This window comes from Arthrobacter bambusae (assembly GCF_022606295.1).
Classification (GTDB): domain Bacteria; phylum Actinomycetota; class Actinomycetes; order Actinomycetales; family Micrococcaceae; genus Arthrobacter; species Arthrobacter bambusae_A.
Map to the genome: position 1 here is coordinate 70,287 of NZ_JAHHZS010000008.1, position 16,934 is coordinate 87,220.

The window sequence follows — 16,934 nt, forward strand, 5'->3', positions numbered from 1 at the left end:
TGGGCGGCATCCGGACAATGAGTGTCAGGGCCACCGCCTAGACTGTAAACACCATGGATATGTTGTTTGACCCGTACGCGGATGGCCCCTTCAAAGCTGCAAGCACAGCTGCCACCAAGGCCGCTCCGGCCGTGCTTTCGCGCGCCGGAAGCGGCTCTGCACCCGGCGGCTCTGCGCCCGGAGGGGGTTCTGCATCCGGCGGTTCCGTGCCCGGGGGTGCGTCTGGTGCGTCCTGGGGAGGGACGCCCGGCGGTGCCGAGGAGCGGGGCCATTCGGGCTTGCCGTCCGCGGACGCATTGCTCCAAGGCTTGAATCCGCAGCAAGAGGAAGCCGTCAAGCACGCGGGCAGCCCTTTGCTGATCGTGGCTGGCGCAGGTTCGGGCAAGACCCGCGTGCTGTCCAATCGCATTGCGTACCTGATCGCCACCAGGAGGGCCCACCACGGTGAGATCCTGGCGATCACCTTCACCAACAAGGCGGCCGCGGAAATGCGGGAACGCATCGAAGCCCTCGTGGGTGCCCGCGCCAAGTCCATGTGGATTTCAACATTCCACTCCTCCTGCGTGCGTATCCTGCGCCGCGAAGCCGCCAACGTGGGGCTGAACTCCAACTTCTCCATCTACGACTCCGCAGACTCCCTGCGGCTCATCACGCTCGTCGCGAAGAACCTGGACCTTGATCCCAAGAAGTTCGCGCCCAAAGCGATCCAGCACAAGATCTCGGCCCTCAAGAACGAGCTCATCGACGACGACGCGTTCGCGTCGAGCGCCAACTACAACGAACCCTTCGAGCAGGCCGTGTCCGAGGTCTTCAAGGGCTACACCCAGCGCCTGCGCCAGGCCAACGCCATGGACTTCGACGACCTCATCGCACAGACCGTCTACATGTTCCGGGCCTTCCCCGCGCTCGCAGAGTCCTACCGCCGTCGTTTCCGTCACGTCCTCGTTGACGAATACCAGGACACCAACCACGCCCAGTACGCATTGGTCCGCGAAATCGTCGGCGAGGGTCCCCACGCGAGCGAGCTGACCGTCGTCGGCGACTCCGACCAATCCATTTATGCCTTCCGCGGTGCGGATATCCGCAACATCGTCGAATTCGAGAAGGATTACCCGGAAGCACGCACCATCAAGTTGGAGCAGAACTACCGCTCCACCCAGAACATCCTGAGCGCGGCGAACTCCGTTATTTCGCGCAACCCCAACCGCCCGGACAAGAAGCTCTGGACGGCCGAGGGTGACGGCGAAAAGATCATCGGCTACGTGGGGGAGAACGAGCACGACGAAGCCCAGTTCATCGCCAAGGAAATCGACCGGCTCCAGGACGAGGAAGGCCTGCGTCCCGGCGACGTCGCCATTTTCTACCGGACCAACGCCCAGTCCCGCTCCATTGAAGACGTGCTGGTCCGGGTCGGCCTGCCGTACAAAGTGGTGGGCGGCACCCGCTTCTACGAGCGCAAGGAAATCAAGGACGCCCTCGCGTACCTTCGCGTCCTGGTGAACCCGGACGACGACGTCAATTTGCGTCGCGTCCTCAACGAACCCAAGCGGGGAATCGGCGATCGCGCCGAAGGAGCCGTGGCGGCGCTTGCCGAACGCGAACGGATGTCGTTCATGACTGCGGCACGCAAGGCGGACCAGGCTCCCGGCATGGCCACCCGTTCCGTGAACGCCGTCTTGGGATTCGTGAAACTCCTGGATGACCTGGCCGAAGTGGCCTCGGGTTCCGGGGCTGCGGCAGCGTTGGAAGCGGTTCTGGAACAGACGGGGTACCTTGCAGGGCTCCGTGCCAGCACCGATCCGCAAGACGAGTCCCGCGTGGAAAACCTCGCCGAACTGGTGGCGGTGGTCCGGGAATACGAGCGCGACAACCCTGAAGGTTCGTTGGGTGAATTCCTGGAGCAGGTTTCCCTCGTAGCCGACGCGGACCAGATCCCGGACGCTCCGGAAGGATCCTCCGAGGACGCAGCCGCCGCCGTGGCAGAAGCCAAGCGGATGGGCGTCGTCACGCTCATGACCCTCCACACGGCCAAGGGCCTGGAGTTCCCGGTAGTTTTCCTGACCGGCATGGAACACGGGCTGTTCCCGCATCAGCGGTCCGCAACCGATCCCAAGGAGCTGGCAGAAGAGCGTCGCCTGGCCTATGTGGGCCTCACCCGGGCACGGAAGCGCCTCTATGTCACCCGCTCGGAAGTCCGCAGCATGTGGGGCCAGAGCCAATACAACCCCGCCAGCCAATTCCTTGAGGAGATCCCCACCGGTCTGGTGGAGTGGAAACGCGAAGGTACCTCCCGCCAAGTGAGCGGCTGGGGCAACGCCCCGATCGGTTCCGGGCGTTACGGCGGATCCTTCTGGGGTGCCGGCACCTCGCGCGGGGCTGCCGCCAGTGCGACGGCGGGCTTCAACGCCGACGTGCCTGCCGCCGTCGTACGCAATCGTGTCCAGCCGCAGAAGGAAGTGGTCGCCGTCGCCGTCGGGGACAAGGTGAACCACACGAGCTTCGGGAACGGCACCGTGATCGGCGTCGAAGGCGCCGGCGACAAGACCGTGGCGAAGGTGAAGTTCGACGTCGGCGAGAAACGGCTGCTGTTGCGTTACGCGCCGCTGACCAAACTGGATTCCTAACGGCTCCGGCGTCCTGTCGTCCTGGCATGGCGGCGTCCGGAGCGCCGGAAAACCGCGTCATATAGCGGTTTTTCTACGGTCCATAGAACTGTGTGCTTACTCACTTAACAGGTACTGTAGAACCGGCTGGCCTCCCCGGGGGGCTAAAGTTCGAGAGGAACTTGCGCAATGTGACCGGCTGCTTGTCGGCCGTTCGATGCGCACCTATCCGCAGCCGGTTTTCGCGGTCACCGTGGTTTCCGGCTGTACAGAAACTACTTCGACGTAGAAGGACACTAAACCGTGGACCTGTTTGAATATCAGGCGCGCGATATGTTCGAAGCGCACGGTGTACCCGTGCTCGCCGGCATCGTGGCGCACACTCCTGAAGAAGCAAAGGCTGCTGCCGAGAACATCGGCGGCGTGACCGTCGTCAAGGCGCAGGTAAAGGTCGGTGGCCGTGGCAAGGCCGGCGGTGTCAAGGTCGCAAAGTCCGCTGACGAAGCGCTTGAGCACGCCACCAACATCCTCGGCATGGACATCAAGGGCCACACCGTCAACAAGGTCATGATCGCCCAGGGCGCCGACATTGCTGAGGAATACTACTTCTCCGTCCTGCTGGACCGGGCCAACCGCAACTACCTGGCCATGTGCTCGGTAGAAGGCGGCATGGAAATCGAGCAGCTTGCCGTGGAGCGCCCCGAGGCCCTCGCCAAGGTAGCCATCGATCCCGCAGTCGGAATCGACCAGGCCAAGGCTGACGAAATCGTTGCCGCTGCCGGTTTCTCCGAGGAACTGCGCGCCAAGGTTGCTTCCGTCATCCTGAAGCTCTGGGACGTCTTCAAGAAGGAAGACGCAACCCTCGTTGAGGTCAACCCCTTGGTCAAGACCGGCGCTGGCGACATCGTTGCCCTTGACGGCAAGGTCTCGCTGGACGAGAACGCCGGCTTCCGCCACGTCCACCACGGTGAGCTTGAGGACAAGGACGCGGCTGACCCGCTCGAGGCCAAGGCCAAGGCGCAGGACCTGAACTACGTGAAGCTTGACGGCTCGGTTGGCATCATCGGCAACGGCGCCGGTCTTGTGATGTCCACCCTGGACGTGGTTGCTTACGCAGGAGAAAACCACGGCAACGTCAAGCCGGCCAACTTCCTGGACATCGGCGGTGGAGCCTCCGCTGAGGTCATGGCCGCCGGCCTGGACGTCATCCTCGGCGACGAGCAGGTCAAGAGCGTTTTCGTGAACGTCTTCGGTGGCATCACCGCGTGTGACGCTGTGGCAAAGGGCATCGTCGGTGCACTGGCCGAGCTTGGCTCCAACGCCAACAAGCCGCTGGTCGTCCGCCTCGATGGCAACAACGTCGAAGAGGGCCGCCGCATCCTGGCCGAGGCCAACCACCCGCTGGTTACCCTGGCAGCCACCATGGACGAGGGCGCCGACAAGGCCGCCGAGCTCGCCAACGCAGCGAAGTAAGGGACGCAAGACTATGTCTATCTACCTCAACAAGGACTCCAAGGTCATCGTCCAGGGCATCACCGGCGGCGAAGGCACCAAGCACACCGCCCTGATGCTCAAGGCCGGCACCAACATCGTCGGTGGCGTCAACGCCCGCAAGGCCGGCACCACGGTGCTGCACGGGGACAAGGAAATCACTGTCTTCGGCACCGTCAAGGAAGCCATCGCCGAAACCGGCGCCGACGTCTCGATCGTCTTCGTCCCGCCGGCATTCACCAAGGCCGCCGTCGTTGAAGCCATCGAAGCAGGCATCGGCCTGGTTGTCGTCATCACCGAAGGCGTGCCGGTTCAGGATTCGGCCGAATTCTGGGCACTTGCCCAGGCCACGGTTGATGCTGACGGCAAGCAGATCACCCGCATCATCGGCCCGAACTGCCCCGGCATCATCACTCCGGGCGAAGCCCTGGTTGGCATCACCCCGGCAAACATCACGGGCAAGGGCCCCATCGGCTTGGTCTCCAAGTCCGGTACCTTGACCTACCAGATGATGTACGAGCTGCGCGACCTCGGTTTCTCCACCGCGATCGGCATCGGTGGCGACCCCGTCATCGGTACCACGCACATCGACGCCCTGGCTGCGTTCGAGGCTGACCCGGAGACCAAGGCAATCGTCATGATCGGCGAAATCGGTGGCGACGCCGAAGAGCGCGCAGCCGACTTCATCAAGGCCAACGTGACGAAGCCGGTTGTCGGCTATGTTGCAGGCTTCACCGCTCCCGAGGGCAAGACCATGGGCCACGCAGGCGCCATCGTCTCCGGCTCCGCGGGTACGGCACAGGCCAAGAAGGAAGCTCTCGAAGCAGCAGGCGTGAAGGTCGGCAAGACTCCGTCCGAGACCGCCAAGCTCCTCCGCGAGGTCTTCGCAACCCTCTAGCACAACTCCGCGCGAGATTTCCGCGCGACTGAAGCACGACGGCGCCCGTCACCTTCCACGCGAAGGTGACGGGCGCCGTCGTGGTTTAACTGTTGAAAGCCCGGGCGGCCCGTCACCGACGCCCGCTCACATCTGAAGGGTTTTGGGCCGACGCCCGCTCACATGATGTGAGCGGGCGTTTGCGGTTAAGGCGATTTATGTGAGCGGGCGTCTCGGCTTTTAGCCATATATGTGAGCGGGCGTTGCTGATGGCGGCGCATCAGGGTGCCGAGGGCTTGTGGCGCGATCATCTACTTTGTTAGTATGTCAGGACAAACTAATCGAAGGAGAGCAGATGCCCCTTGTCCGCATTGACGTCAACGAAGGCCGAACGCCGCAGCAGCTCGGCGACCTCAGCAGGCGAATCCACGATGCCATCCTCGCCGAGTACGGCATTCCCGAGCGCGACTACTTCCACATCATCACCGAGCATCCCTCAGGCCAGATCGTTGCGCAGGACGCCGGGCTCGGCTTCGAGCGAAGTTCCGGCGTGGTCATGATCCAGATCTTCACCCAGGGTGGTCGAAGTCGCGAAGCCAAACAGTCCCTGTTCGCCGCCATTGCCGCGCAACTCAGTGAGATCGGCGTCGCCGGCGAGGATGTCTTCCTGGGGTACGTCGAAAACACCGCCGATGACTGGTCCTTCGGCTTCGGCCGGGCCCAGTATGTCACCGGCGAACTTGCCGTTCCTGCCCGGTAACTCAGCGTTTTGGAGCGGATTCAAACCCATATCACCGCGTAACTTCGGCCATTACGTTTCGTTGTAAATATGTCAGTACAAACCTTTGACAGGACATGAATTCTGGTGCAAAGTAGTGGTTGTGGCCCCGCTCACTGCGGGCCGGCAAAAGCACCGGAGCTCTCACCGTCCCGCAAGAAGAGTTCACTACAGAAAGGTCCGCGATCACCGTGACCCACGAACTGCTCACCATCGGGCGCATCAGCGTTGATATCTACCCGAACGACATCGGTGTGGGACTGGAGGACGTGCAGTCCTTCGGCAAGTATCTAGGCGGCTCGCCCTCCAACGTGGCTGTTGCCGCAGCCCGCCACGGCCGCCGTTCCGGCGTGATTACGCGTACGGGCGATGACCCCTTCGGCGTCTACCTGCACCGCGAGTTGCGCAAGTTCAAGGTCGACGACGGATTCGTCACCCCGGTGCCGGGGCTGCAGACCCCGGCCACGTTCTGCGCGATCCAGCCCCCGCACGACTTCCCACTTTACTTTTACGGCCGTTTCCCGACGGCGCCGGACCTTCAGATCAAGGCCGAGGAACTGGATCTCGACGCGATCAAGGACGCCGGGATCTTCTGGTCCACCGTGACCGGGCTTTGCCAGGAGCCCAGCCGCTCAGCCCACCTCGCAGCCCACGAGGCACGTCCGCGCACGGGACTCAAGGAGGGCCAGTACACCATCCTGGACCTGGACTACCGGCCGATGTTCTGGGCTTCCGAGGACGAGGCCCGCGCTGAAGTTGCCAAGATCCTGCCGCACGTCACGGTGGCCATCGGCAATGACAAGGAATGTGCGGTCGCCGTGGGTGAGGGAACCCCGGACGAACAGGCGGACCGGCTCCTGGCCGCCGGCGTCGAAATCGCCGTCGTCAAGCTCGGCCCCGAAGGCGTGATGGCCAAGACCCGCACTGAACGCGTCGTTTCCGCGCCGGTTCCGGTGGAGACCGTCAACGGACTGGGCGCGGGCGATTCCTTCGGCGGCGCGTTCTGCCACGGACTGCTCTCCGGCTGGCCTTTGGCCCAGGTCCTGGACTACGCGAACGCCGCCGGCGCGATCGTCGCCTCCCGCCTCTCGTGCGCAGATGCCATGCCGACGCCGGACGAGGTCACTTCGCTGCTCGCTGAACGCGGCCGCCTGACACCCGCCGGCACCGCCGCAGCCGTTTCCGAAGGAGCAACACGTTGAGCTTCAATGACGACCCCCGCCGGTACGAGCACCTCAGTGCCATCCGGCTTGAAGATCCCGACGCCGTTGCCCGCGCCGCCGCCGCCCGTCGCCGCCACCCGGGACTCAAGTACGGGACCCAGAACTTCATCGTCGCGGCCGACCACCCGGCCCGCGGCGCCCTGAGCGTCGGCATCGACCCGACAGCCATGGCAGACCGCCGGACCCTGCTCGACCGGCTGCAGATCGCCTTGGCGAACCCCGCCGTCGACGGTGTGCTCGCGAGCCCGGACATCATGGATGACCTGCTGCTGCTCGGTGCGTTGGAGGGAAAGCTCGTCTTCGGTTCGATGAACCGCGGCGGCCTCGCCGGGCTGGTCAACGAAATCGATGACCGTTTCACGGGCCACACCGCGGCGGCCCTTGACGCCCTCGGCGCCGACGGCGGCAAAATGCTCACCCGGATCTGCCTCGGGGACCCGGACACGGCGTCGATCCTGGAGGCCACCGCCAAGGCAGTGGACTCGCTCGCTGCGCGCAAGCTGATCGCGATGGTGGAGCCGTTCCTGTCCGTCCGCGAGGCGAACGGCAAGGTCCGCAACGACCTTTCCCCGGACGCCGTGATCAAGTCGGTCGCGATTGCCGAGGGCCTCGGTTCCACGAGCGCCTACACCTGGATGAAACTGCCGGTCGTGGCTGAGATGGAACGCGTCATGGCGGCCACCACGCTGCCCACTGTCCTGTTGGGCGGGGATCCGGATGCGGGGCAGGACGAGGTCTTTGCCAGCTGGCAGGCAGCGCTTGCCCTGCCCGGAGTCCAGGGATTGACTGTGGGGCGCACCCTCTTGTATCCGGCCGACGGAGACGTTGCCGGGGCCGTGGCCACCGCCGCCTCGCTCTTGAAGACGACCGAGCTGCTGAAGACACCTGCGAAAGTATCGGAGTAAGAGTAATGTCAACGCGCAGAATGACGGTCGCCCAGGCGGTTGTCGAGTTCCTGTCCAGGCAGTACACGGTGGACACCGTCGGCGGGAGTGAGTACAGGGAGCGACTGATCCCGGGCACCTTCGGGATCTTCGGGCACGGCAATGTCGCCGGTGTGGGCCAGGCCCTCAAGCAGTACCAGCAGCTCGATCCGGCGATCATGCCGTACTACCAGGGCCGTAACGAGCAGGCGCAGGCGCACCAGGCTGTCGGCTATGCCCGGCACACCCGCCGCCGCCAGACCTTCGCGATCAGCACCTCGATCGGCCCGGGTTCCTCGAACCTGTTGACCGGCGCGGCGCTGGCCACCACGAACCGGTTGCCGGTGCTGCTGCTGCCGAGCGATACCTTCGCCACCCGCGCGGCGGACCCGGTGCTGCAGCAGCTTGAGCTGCCCTACGCCTACGACATCACGGTCAACGACGCGTTCCGTCCGCTCTCGAAGTTCTTCGACCGGGTGTCCCGTCCGGAGCAGTTGTTCTCCGCGTTCCACCACGGCCTGCGCGTCCTCACGGACCCGGCGGAGACCGGCGCCGTCACCATCTCCCTCCCGCAGGACGTCCAGGCCGAGGCCTTCGACGTGCCCGAGGAGTTCCTGGCCGAGCGTGAGTGGCGGATCCGCCGCCCCGAAGCCGACGACGAGGACATCCGCCGCGCCGCCGAAGCGATCCGCGCCGCGAAGCGCCCGCTCATCATCGCCGGCGGCGGCGTCCTCTACGCCTTCGCCAACGAGGAACTCGCCAAGTTCGCCGAACTGACCGGCATCCCGGTGGGCAACACCCAGGCCGGCGTCGGCGTCCTGCCCTGGGACCACAAGTTCTCGCTCGGAGCCATCGGCTCCACGGGCACGACGGCGGCGAACGCCATCGCTGCCGAGGCTGACCTGATCATCGGCATCGGCACGCGCTACGAGGACTTCACCACCGCCTCGCGGACCGCGTTCCAGAACCCCGACGTGAAGTTCATCAACATCAACATGGCCCCCATCGATGCGTACAAGCACGGAACCGTGCTGCCGATCGTCGCCGACGCCCGCAAGGCCCTGATCAAGCTGAACCAGGCGCTCGGCGGATACCGTGTCGGCGCGGACCTCGAGCAGAAGATCGCGGCCGAGAAGAAGCGCTGGGACGCCATCGTGGACGAGGCCTTCGACACCCGCCACACGCCGCTGCCGGCCCAGAACGAGATCATCGGCGCCACCAACCGGGCCATGGACGAGCAGGACGTTGTCATCTGCGCCGCCGGTTCCCTGCCCGGAGACCTGCACAAGATGTGGCGCGTCCGTGACGCGTTCGGCTACCACGTGGAATATGCCTACTCCTGCATGGGCTACGAAATCCCCGGCGGCCTGGGCGTCAAGCGCGCCGCGTTGGCCGAGGCCGCCGCGGGCGGCAAGGATGCAATAGTACGGGACGTGGTTGTCATGGTGGGGGACGGCTCCTACCTGATGATGCACACCGAACTGGTCACCGCCGTCGCCGAACGCATCAAACTGATCGTCGTCCTCATCCAGAACCACGGCTACGCCTCCATCGGTTCGCTCTCCGAGTCCCTGGGCTCGCAGCGCTTCGGCACCCAGTACCGGGTCCTGGACAAGGAACAGCACTCCTTCGACGCCGGCGAGAACCTGCCCATCGACCTGGCCCTCAACGCCGAGTCCCTCGGCGCGAAAGTCATCCGGATCGAACCGGGGGAGAAAGTCATCGCCGAACTCGAACAAGCCATCCGCGACGCGAAGTCGGCGCCCGAAGAGACCGGACCGATCGTCATCCACGTCGAATCGGACCCCCTGCTGGACGCCCCGAGCTCCGAATCCTGGTGGGACGTTCCCGTCTCGCAGGTCTCCGAACTCGAATCCACCCAGCACGCCTACCGGACCTACACCGACCACAAGAACCGCCAGCGCAAGCTGCTCGGCTAGACCCCTTCAAGCTCGCTTCAAGCCACAGACAAGGAAGTCCGCACATGTCGACGACGACCACCCTGACCACCATCCAACATTTCATCAACGGTGTAGAAACCGCCGGCGCCGGCGACCGCAGCCAGCCGGTCTACAACCCGGCCACCGGCGCAGCCTCAGCGGAGCTGCGGCTCGCGAACCGGGCCGATCTGGACGCCACGGTCGCCGCAGCGAAGGCTGCTGCGGAAAAGTGGGGCGATTTCTCCCTGGCCAAGCGCACCGCTGTGCTGTTCAAGTTCCGCGAACTCGTCGCCGCGCACGTGGACGAACTCGCGGCCCTGATCACCGCCGAACACGGCAAGGTCATCTCCGACGCCAAGGGCGAAATCGGCCGCGGCCTGGAAGTCATCGAGTTCGCCTGCGGCATCCCGCAGCTGCTCAAGGGCGACTATTCGGACCAGGTCTCCACCGGCATCGACGTGTTCTCCTTCCGGGAGCCGCTCGGCGTCGTCGCCGGCATTACCCCGTTCAACTTCCCCGTCATGGTTCCGCTCTGGATGGCACCGATGGCGATCGCCACGGGCAACGCCTTCATCCTCAAGCCTTCCGAACGGGACCCTTCCGCCTCGATGCTCCTCGCGAAGCTGTGGAAGCAGGCAGGGCTGCCCGACGGCGTGTTCCAGGTCCTGCACGGCGACAAGGAAACGGTCGACGGGCTCCTGACGCACCCGGACGTGGACGGCATCTCCTTCGTCGGCTCCACCCCGATCGCCCAGTACGTCCACGAAACCGCCACCAAACACGGCAAGCGGGTCCAGGCCCTGGGCGGGGCGAAGAACCACGCGATCATCATGCCCGACGCCGACCTGGACAACGCCGCCGACCACCTGGCCGCGGCCGCGTTCGGTTCCGCCGGCGAACGCTGCATGGCCATCTCCGTCGCGGTCGCCGTCGGCGATGCCGCGGAGCTGCTGGTCAAGAAGGTCGAGGAGCGAGCCCTGGCCGTGAAGGTCAAGAACGGCACCGAGCCCGACGCCGAAATGGGCCCGGTCATCACCCCGGCCTCCAAGGAACGCATCGTGCGGATCGTCACCGAAGCCGAAACCGCCGGGGCGGCCATGGTCGTTGACGGCCGCGACCTCGTGGTCCCCGGCCACGAAGAAGGCTTCTGGGTCGGCCCCACCGTGATCGACCACGTCACGGCCGAAATGACCGCCTACACCGAGGAAATCTTCGGACCCGTCCTCGTCGTCGTCCGCGTCGAGGACCTGGAGGAAGGCATCAAGCTCATCAACTCCAACCCCTACGGCAACGGCACCGCCATCTTCACCTCCTCCGGCGCCAACGCCCGGAAGTTCCAGCGCTCCGTCACCGTGGGCATGGTAGGCATCAACGTCCCCCTGCCGGTCCCGGTGGCCTACCACTCCTTCGGCGGCTGGAAAGCCTCGCTCTTCGGCGACAAACACATCTACGGACCCGAAGGCGTGTCCTTCTACACCCGCGGCAAGGTCATCACCTCCCGCTGGCCCGAACCCACCCACGCCTCCGGCGCCTCCTACAACTTCCCCTCCAACTAGTCTCCTCTGGCCCAACTGACTCGCAGTAGTTGTCGTTTTGGGCCCTCATAACGACAACAAATGCGAGTCAGTTGGGCCGGGCCCCCGGTGGGGAGCAGTCAACGTTAAGGATTGAGCAATGACAGAGAACAAACTCATCATCGGCACGGCCCCGGACTCCTGGGGTGTCTGGTTCGCGGATGACCCCAAGCAGACCCCGTGGGAGCGTTTCCTGGATGAGGTGGCCGAGTCCGGCTACAAATGGATTGAACTAGGCCCCTACGGCTACTTGCCGAACGACCCCGCCCGCCTCGCCGAGGAACTCAAGCAGCGCGACCTCAAGGTCACCGCGGGAACGGTCTTCACGGCCTTCCACCGCGGTGGCGCACAGTATGAGGAAGCCTGGGAACCGGCACGCAAGGTCGCCGAACTGACCGCCGCCATGGGCGGCGAACACATCGTGGTCATTCCCGCGATGTGGCGCGACGACGTCACCGGCGAGGCCGTGGAGAGCGGGGAACTGTCGCAGGAACAGTGGAATGATCTGTTCGCCGGCCACAACCGCATGGGCAAGGTGCTGCTGGAAGACTTCGGCCTCAAGCAGCAATTCCACTCCCACGCAGATTCCCACGTCGGCGCCCAAGCGGATATCGAGCACCTGCTCGCCGAGACCGATCCCCAGTATCTGAACCTGTGCCTGGACACCGGGCACGCGGAATACTGCGGAGCCTCCAGCCTGGAACTCATCAAGAATTACCCGGACCGGATCGGCTACCTGCACCTGAAGCAGATCAACCCGGACATCCTGCGAAAGGTCAACGAGGAAAACATGACCTGGGCGGCAGCCAACCTGGCCGGAGTCATGACCGAACCGCCGAACGGGCTGCCGGATCTTCGCGCCGTCATCGAAGCGGTTGAAGGACTTAACCGCCCGATCTTTGGCATTGTGGAACAGGACATGTATCCCGTGGCCTTCGACGTCCCGATGCCTATCGCCAAGCGCACCCGGAACTACCTGCTCTCGTGCGGCTCCCGCACGACTGTTAACTAACGCTGCCTTTCAGGCGCCAACACCTAAGGACAGAAACAATGACTGACATTCTCCGCGTGGCCGTCATCGGCGCAGGCCGCATGGGCGCCGACCACATCAAGCGGCTTAGCACCCGCATCCACGGCGCCGAAGTGGCCGCCGTCGTCGACGTCGACCTCGCCCGTGCGCAGGCCGCCATCGCAGGGATCGACGGCGCCGTCGCCCTCGCCAGCGCCGATGAGGCCCTCAACAACGGGGACGTCAACGCAGTGCTGATCGCCACCCCGGGCTTCCTGCACGAGGAAATCCTGTACAAGGCACTGGAGAAGGACTTCCCGATTCTCTGCGAGAAGCCGCTCACCCCGGACGCCGAGAGCGCCTGGAAGGTTGTCCAGGCGGAAACGGCGCTCGGCCACAAGCGCATCCAGGTGGGCTTCATGCGCCGCTTCGACGCCGAATACGCCGCCCTGGGTTCCGTGATCCGCGATCGTGAACTCGGCGAGCTGCTCATGCTGCACCACCAGCACCGCAACCCGGACACCCCTGCGGGCTTCACCAACGAGATGCTCATCAATGACTCGGTGGTCCACGAATTCGACGCCATCCGCTTCTTCACCGGCGAGGAGATCACCTCCGTGCAGGTCCGCCTGGGCAAGGCGACGCGCAACGCCCCGAACGGCCAGCACGACCCGCAGCACGTCCTGATCGAGACCGAGTCCGGCGTGCTGGCCGACGTCGAGATCTACGTGAACGCGAAGTTCGGCTACGAAGTCGCCACCCAGGCGTCCTTCGAGGACGGCATCGTGAGCATCGGCGGCGACGGCGGTCCTTACGTCCGCAGCGCCGGCCGCTGGGGCGGCAAGGTCACGCCCGGCTTCGAAGAGCGCTTCGGTGCCGCATACGACGTCGAGGTCCAGGCCTGGGTTGATGCCGCCCGCCGCGGCGAAATCGGCGGCCCCACCGCCTGGGACGGCTACGCCACGGCTGCTTGCTGCGAAGCCGGCGTCGAGGCCCAGAAGTCGGGCGAAAAGGTGGCGGTACAACTCAACACCAAGCCCGAGCTGTACAAGTAGGAATCGCCATGAAGATTGCCCTCGATCCCACCCCGTTCCACCACAGCCACGGCCTCCTGGAGTTTCCGCGGCTTGCTGCCGATCTCGGTTACAAATACCTCCAGCTGACCCCGCATGCGGACTTTATCCCGTTTTTCAACCACCCCAAGGCCGACGACGAATTGGTCGGCCAGCTGAAAAAGGCTTGCAAGGACGCCGACGTAGAGATCGCCTCGGTGCTTCCCGTGCTGCGCTGGTCCGGACCCGACGAAGACGCCCGCGAGGCAGCGGTCCGCTACTGGAAGCGTGCCATCCAGATCACGGTAGATCTCGGCGTGCAGACGATGAACACCGAATTCAGCGGCCGGCCGGAAAAGGCCGAGGAGTCCGAAAGGGCGTTCTACCGCTCGATGGAAGAGCTGCTTCCGATCATCGAGCGCGAAAGCCTGGACATCCTCATCGACCCGCACCCGGATGACTTCGTCGAGGACGGACTCGCCGCGCTGCGGGTCATCCGGGGCGTCAACTCGCCCAACATCGGCATGGTCTATGTTGCCTCCCACACGTTCCACATGGGCAACAAGCCGCTCGACATCATGCGGGCCGCGGGGGACAAGCTGCGTTTGGTCCACGTGTCCGACACCATGGACCACCATGCCTCGCACGGACTGCGCTACATTACCAACCCGCCCGGAAACGCCGTGCGCGTGCATCAACACCTCAAGATCGGCGACGGCGACGTCAACTGGGATGAGTTCTTCGGCGAACTTAAGGAAATCGGCTTCCTGGACAAGGACAACACCGTCATGGTGTCCAGCGTCTTCGCCGAGGACGACAACGCCAACGAGGTGTCCCGCTACCAGCTGGAAACGATGGGCAAGTACATCGCCAAGGTCCAGTAGGGCGGCCAACAAAGGGAGGCGGCGATTTTTCGCCGCCTCCCTTTGTTGTCCCGGCTACCGAAGCAGGGATGCCAGGCAGGTGCTGTAGCCGGCCATCACTTCCTCGAAGCTAAGCAGCCGCGGCCTGCCGTGAATGTCGCTTGTCTTGGGAAATGCGGGGAGTCCTTCCGGGGAGCACAAGAGCGGTTCGCAGGCGCGTCCGGCGGTTTCCAGGGTGGCGATGCCCCAGGGGTGAACGGCCGGGGTGACAGTGATGTCAATGGCGTTCAGGGGATCGATGAGCAGGTTGCGGATGACCATCCTCCAAGCGGCAACGAAGGATTCTCGGAGCATCTCGGCCTTGTCGTTGTCATTGGGATCGTAGCTCCGAAGCAAATCTTCGGAGAGCGCGTCCCATTCCTCGGCGGACCGCACGAGCAGGTGGGCGGCCCGGATGTGGGCGCTGGCTTCATTCAGTGACGGCATTAGTCTTCTTTCAAAGTTGGCGCCTGTAGGGTCGCCTGCGTCTGGACCGGTTGCGGTTTCTTGCCGGGGTTGCGGGCGGTGCGTGCGCTGGCGGCGCGGGCGACGTGGCTTCGGGCGTGCTCCACGGCGGGGGTTAGTTCGGTGAAGAGGTGTTTGTGGTGGCGAAGGGAGTCCAGGACCCCCACTTGGGTGACGAGTCGAAGGTGGCGTTCCTGGATCCCTTTGATCAGCACGGTGATTCCACGGCGTTCCAGAGCCTGGACGATGTCGGTGATTGTTCTGGCCCCGGTAGCGTCCAGGATCTGCAGTTGTGACATGCGGATGATCACGACGTCGACATTCCGGATGGCGCTGACCCGCTCCAGGACGCGCTCGGCGGCGGCGAAGAACACCGCCCCGTCGAGGCGGAACACGGCGATGTGCTCGTCCCCTTCGCGGACCGGGCCGGGGATTTCCTCACGGTGCACCCCGCTGGACCGGACCAAGGCACGCAAGGCGAAGAAGGCGGCAACTGCGATCCCGATTTCCACGGCCTCGATCAGGTCGAAGGACACGGTGATCAGTGCGGTGACGAAGAACACGACCGTGTCGGCGCGGGTTGATCCGATCACGCTGCGCAACGTCTTGAGGGAGACCATGCGTGTCGCGGTGACCATGAGCACCCCGGCCAGGGCGGCTAGGGGAATGCGGGAAACCGGGCCGGTGGCCAGGTACACGACGGCCAGCAGGACGAGCGCGTGGGTGATGGCGGCGAGGCGTGTCCGGCCGCCCGAGCGAATGTTCACCGCGGTGCGGGCGATGGCACCTGTGGCCGGCATGCCGCCGAAGAATCCGGACGCGACCGAGGCCAGGCCCTGGCCCAGGAGTTCACGGTCCGCGTCGTAGGGGCCGGTATCGGAGATCGACGCCCCGACCCGTGCCGAGAGCAGCGACTCGATCGCGGCCAGGGCCGCGATCGTGCCCGCGGAGGCGGCCAGCGCGGTGATCGTCGCCAGGTCCAGGGATGGCATCATCGGGGCCGGAAGGGAACCGGGCAGGGCGCCGATCCGGGTCACGGGCAGATCGAGCAACTGCGCGGCCACAGTGGCGATGATGATCGCGATGAGCGAGCCCGGGATCCGGGGGTGGATCCGCGGCGAGGCAACCATGATCAGCGCCACCAGGGCTACGACGGCAACCGGGGCAAGAACCGAGGCTGGGGATACGGTGCTGATGGCCTGGATGGCCGAGATGGCGGCGTTGCTGCTGGGCCCGGGCTTGGCGCCGAATGCGGCAGGGACCTGCTGCAGGAAGATGATTACCGCGATTCCGACGGTGAAGCCCTCGATCACCGGCCAGGGCAGGAGCGTCACGACCCGCCCGAGCTTGAGCAGCCCGGCGGCCACCACTATCACCCCGGCAAGGACCGAGACTGCGGCCAGTGCCCCGAGCCCATGGGCGGCGATGACCGGGCCCAGAACCACGACCATGGCGCCGGTGGGTCCGGAGACTTGGATATTGGAACCACCGAAGACGGCCGCGATAACCCCGGCGATCACGGCGGTGATCAGTCCGCTGGCCGCACCCGCGCCGGAGCTGACACCAAACGCGAGAGCCAGCGGCAGCGCGACAATGCCGACCGTGACTCCGGCAACCAGGTCTCCTTTCCAGGTGCGCGGCAACAACGTGTAGTCCTGCCGTCCGGGCAGCAAGGCCCGGACAGCGAGCAGGGCCTTCACCGGGTGCTGGCCGCTGCGGCTGCCGCGGGTGCAGTCGCTACTGAGGTCTCAAGCTGCGCCCGGGTGGTGTGCAGCATGTCGTTGAGCAGCAGTCTGGCGACGGCGAGGAGCTCCGCGACCTGGGGGTACGCGAGGGTGTAGAACATCTGCAGCGCCCGTCGCTCTCCCTTGACGAGCTGATATCGGCGCAGCACCGACAGGTGCTGGGACAGGTGCGATGCCTCCAGGCCCGTTGCGGCCAGAAGGTCTGTCACGGATACTTCGGGCGCCGCCGACAGCAGCTCCAGTACCCGGATCCTGACCGGGTGGGCCAGCCCCTTGAACAGATTGGCCTTCACCTCGTACAGCGGTGCCCGGAAATCCGCGAACTCTTCCATGTCTGCCTCCCGGCCCGCCA

The 16,934-nt window shown here is 65.0% G+C and carries 14 protein-coding genes; 11 read left to right on the forward strand and 3 right to left on the reverse strand.

The genetic code is table 11. The features are described from left to right. The first annotated feature begins 53 nt into the window (after positions 1-53). From pcrA to KNN17_RS07720, 11 genes are all read left to right on the forward strand, one after another. Positions 54-2,624, forward strand: coding sequence for a DNA helicase PcrA (gene pcrA / locus KNN17_RS07670; protein WP_241708186.1), 2,571 nt, complete (start codon positions 54-56; stop codon positions 2,622-2,624). A gap of 282 nt (positions 2,625-2,906) precedes the next feature. Next, positions 2,907-4,076 carry an ADP-forming succinate--CoA ligase subunit beta gene (gene sucC, locus KNN17_RS07675; protein WP_078106244.1) on the forward strand — a complete coding sequence of 390 codons (1,170 nt, stop codon included), beginning with the start codon at positions 2,907-2,909 and terminating at the stop codon, positions 4,074-4,076. 13 nt (positions 4,077-4,089) lie between these two features. Next, a complete protein-coding gene (gene sucD / locus KNN17_RS07680; protein ID WP_241708187.1) occupies positions 4,090-4,992 on the forward strand; it encodes a succinate--CoA ligase subunit alpha in 903 nt (300 codons plus the stop codon). Positions 4,993-5,326: 334 nt separating this feature from the next. Next, complete coding sequence (locus KNN17_RS07685; RefSeq protein ID WP_241708188.1) at positions 5,327-5,731, forward strand: tautomerase family protein; 405 nt, start codon at positions 5,327-5,329, stop codon at positions 5,729-5,731. Between the two features lie 209 nt (positions 5,732-5,940). Next, positions 5,941-6,951 carry a 5-dehydro-2-deoxygluconokinase gene (iolC, locus tag KNN17_RS07690; RefSeq protein ID WP_078106294.1) on the forward strand — a complete coding sequence of 337 codons (1,011 nt, stop codon included), beginning with the start codon at positions 5,941-5,943 and terminating at the stop codon, positions 6,949-6,951. Continuing rightward, positions 6,948-7,877 carry a Cgl0159 family (beta/alpha)8-fold protein gene (locus KNN17_RS07695; protein WP_241708189.1) on the forward strand — a complete coding sequence of 310 codons (930 nt, stop codon included), beginning with the start codon at positions 6,948-6,950 and terminating at the stop codon, positions 7,875-7,877. The genes iolC and KNN17_RS07695 overlap by 4 nt, the downstream gene beginning before the upstream one ends. A 20-nt stretch (positions 7,878-7,897) precedes the next feature. After that, positions 7,898-9,835, forward strand: a complete 1,938-nt coding sequence (gene iolD / locus KNN17_RS07700) for a 3D-(3,5/4)-trihydroxycyclohexane-1,2-dione acylhydrolase (decyclizing) (protein ID WP_241708241.1) — start codon at positions 7,898-7,900, stop codon at positions 9,833-9,835. Between the two features lie 44 nt (positions 9,836-9,879). Beyond that, entirely contained in the window at positions 9,880-11,391 is a 1,512-nt protein-coding gene (locus KNN17_RS07705) for a CoA-acylating methylmalonate-semialdehyde dehydrogenase (RefSeq protein ID WP_241708190.1), read from the forward strand. A 118-nt stretch (positions 11,392-11,509) separates the two neighbouring features. After that, complete coding sequence (locus KNN17_RS07710) at positions 11,510-12,421, forward strand: sugar phosphate isomerase/epimerase family protein (protein WP_241708191.1); 912 nt, start codon at positions 11,510-11,512, stop codon at positions 12,419-12,421. 38 nt (positions 12,422-12,459) lie between these two features. Further along, positions 12,460-13,473, forward strand: a complete 1,014-nt coding sequence (locus tag KNN17_RS07715; RefSeq protein WP_241708192.1) for a Gfo/Idh/MocA family protein — start codon at positions 12,460-12,462, stop codon at positions 13,471-13,473. Positions 13,474-13,481: 8 nt separating this feature from the next. Then, the gene (locus tag KNN17_RS07720; RefSeq protein ID WP_241708193.1) at positions 13,482-14,354 is read left to right on the forward strand and encodes a sugar phosphate isomerase/epimerase family protein; all 873 of its coding nucleotides are present in this window, start codon (positions 13,482-13,484) and stop codon (positions 14,352-14,354) included. A 54-nt stretch (positions 14,355-14,408) separates the two neighbouring features. Here the strand turns inward: KNN17_RS07720 and KNN17_RS07725 are convergent, their stop codons facing one another. Genes KNN17_RS07725 through KNN17_RS07735 form a run of 3 tightly spaced genes read right to left on the reverse strand, consistent with a single transcriptional unit; the run spans position 14,409 to position 16,914 of the window. After that, a complete protein-coding gene (locus KNN17_RS07725) occupies positions 14,409-14,819 on the reverse strand; it encodes a hypothetical protein (protein WP_241708194.1) in 411 nt (136 codons plus the stop codon). Continuing rightward, a complete protein-coding gene (locus tag KNN17_RS07730) occupies positions 14,819-16,537 on the reverse strand; it encodes a SulP family inorganic anion transporter (RefSeq protein ID WP_241708195.1) in 1,719 nt (572 codons plus the stop codon). Before KNN17_RS07730 ends, KNN17_RS07725 begins: the two co-directional genes overlap by 1 nt. Then, complete coding sequence (locus tag KNN17_RS07735; protein WP_241708196.1) at positions 16,534-16,914, reverse strand: ArsR/SmtB family transcription factor; 381 nt, start codon at positions 16,912-16,914, stop codon at positions 16,534-16,536. Before KNN17_RS07735 ends, KNN17_RS07730 begins: the two co-directional genes overlap by 4 nt. Between the last annotated feature and the right edge of the window lie 20 nt (positions 16,915-16,934).

Excerpts from the sequence above, each read along its gene's own strand:
- KNN17_RS07715 (WP_241708192.1), top strand. The coding sequence starts at position 12,460 with ATGACTGACATTCTCCGCGTGGCCGTCATCGGCGCAGGCCGCATGGGC.
- KNN17_RS07710 (WP_241708191.1), top strand. The coding sequence starts at position 11,510 with ATGACAGAGAACAAACTCATCATCGGCACGGCCCCGGACTCCTGGGGT.
- KNN17_RS07705 (WP_241708190.1), top strand. The coding sequence starts at position 9,880 with ATGTCGACGACGACCACCCTGACCACCATCCAACATTTCATCAACGGT.
- KNN17_RS07685 (WP_241708188.1), top strand. The coding sequence starts at position 5,327 with ATGCCCCTTGTCCGCATTGACGTCAACGAAGGCCGAACGCCGCAGCAG.
- pcrA (WP_241708186.1), top strand. The coding sequence starts at position 54 with ATGGATATGTTGTTTGACCCGTACGCGGATGGCCCCTTCAAAGCTGCA.
- KNN17_RS07735 (WP_241708196.1), bottom strand. The coding sequence starts at position 16,914 with ATGGAAGAGTTCGCGGATTTCCGGGCACCGCTGTACGAGGTGAAGGCC.
- KNN17_RS07720 (WP_241708193.1), top strand. The coding sequence starts at position 13,482 with ATGAAGATTGCCCTCGATCCCACCCCGTTCCACCACAGCCACGGCCTC.
- iolD (WP_241708241.1), top strand. The coding sequence starts at position 7,898 with ATGACGGTCGCCCAGGCGGTTGTCGAGTTCCTGTCCAGGCAGTACACG.
- sucD (WP_241708187.1), top strand. The coding sequence starts at position 4,090 with ATGTCTATCTACCTCAACAAGGACTCCAAGGTCATCGTCCAGGGCATC.
- KNN17_RS07725 (WP_241708194.1), bottom strand. The coding sequence starts at position 14,819 with ATGCCGTCACTGAATGAAGCCAGCGCCCACATCCGGGCCGCCCACCTG.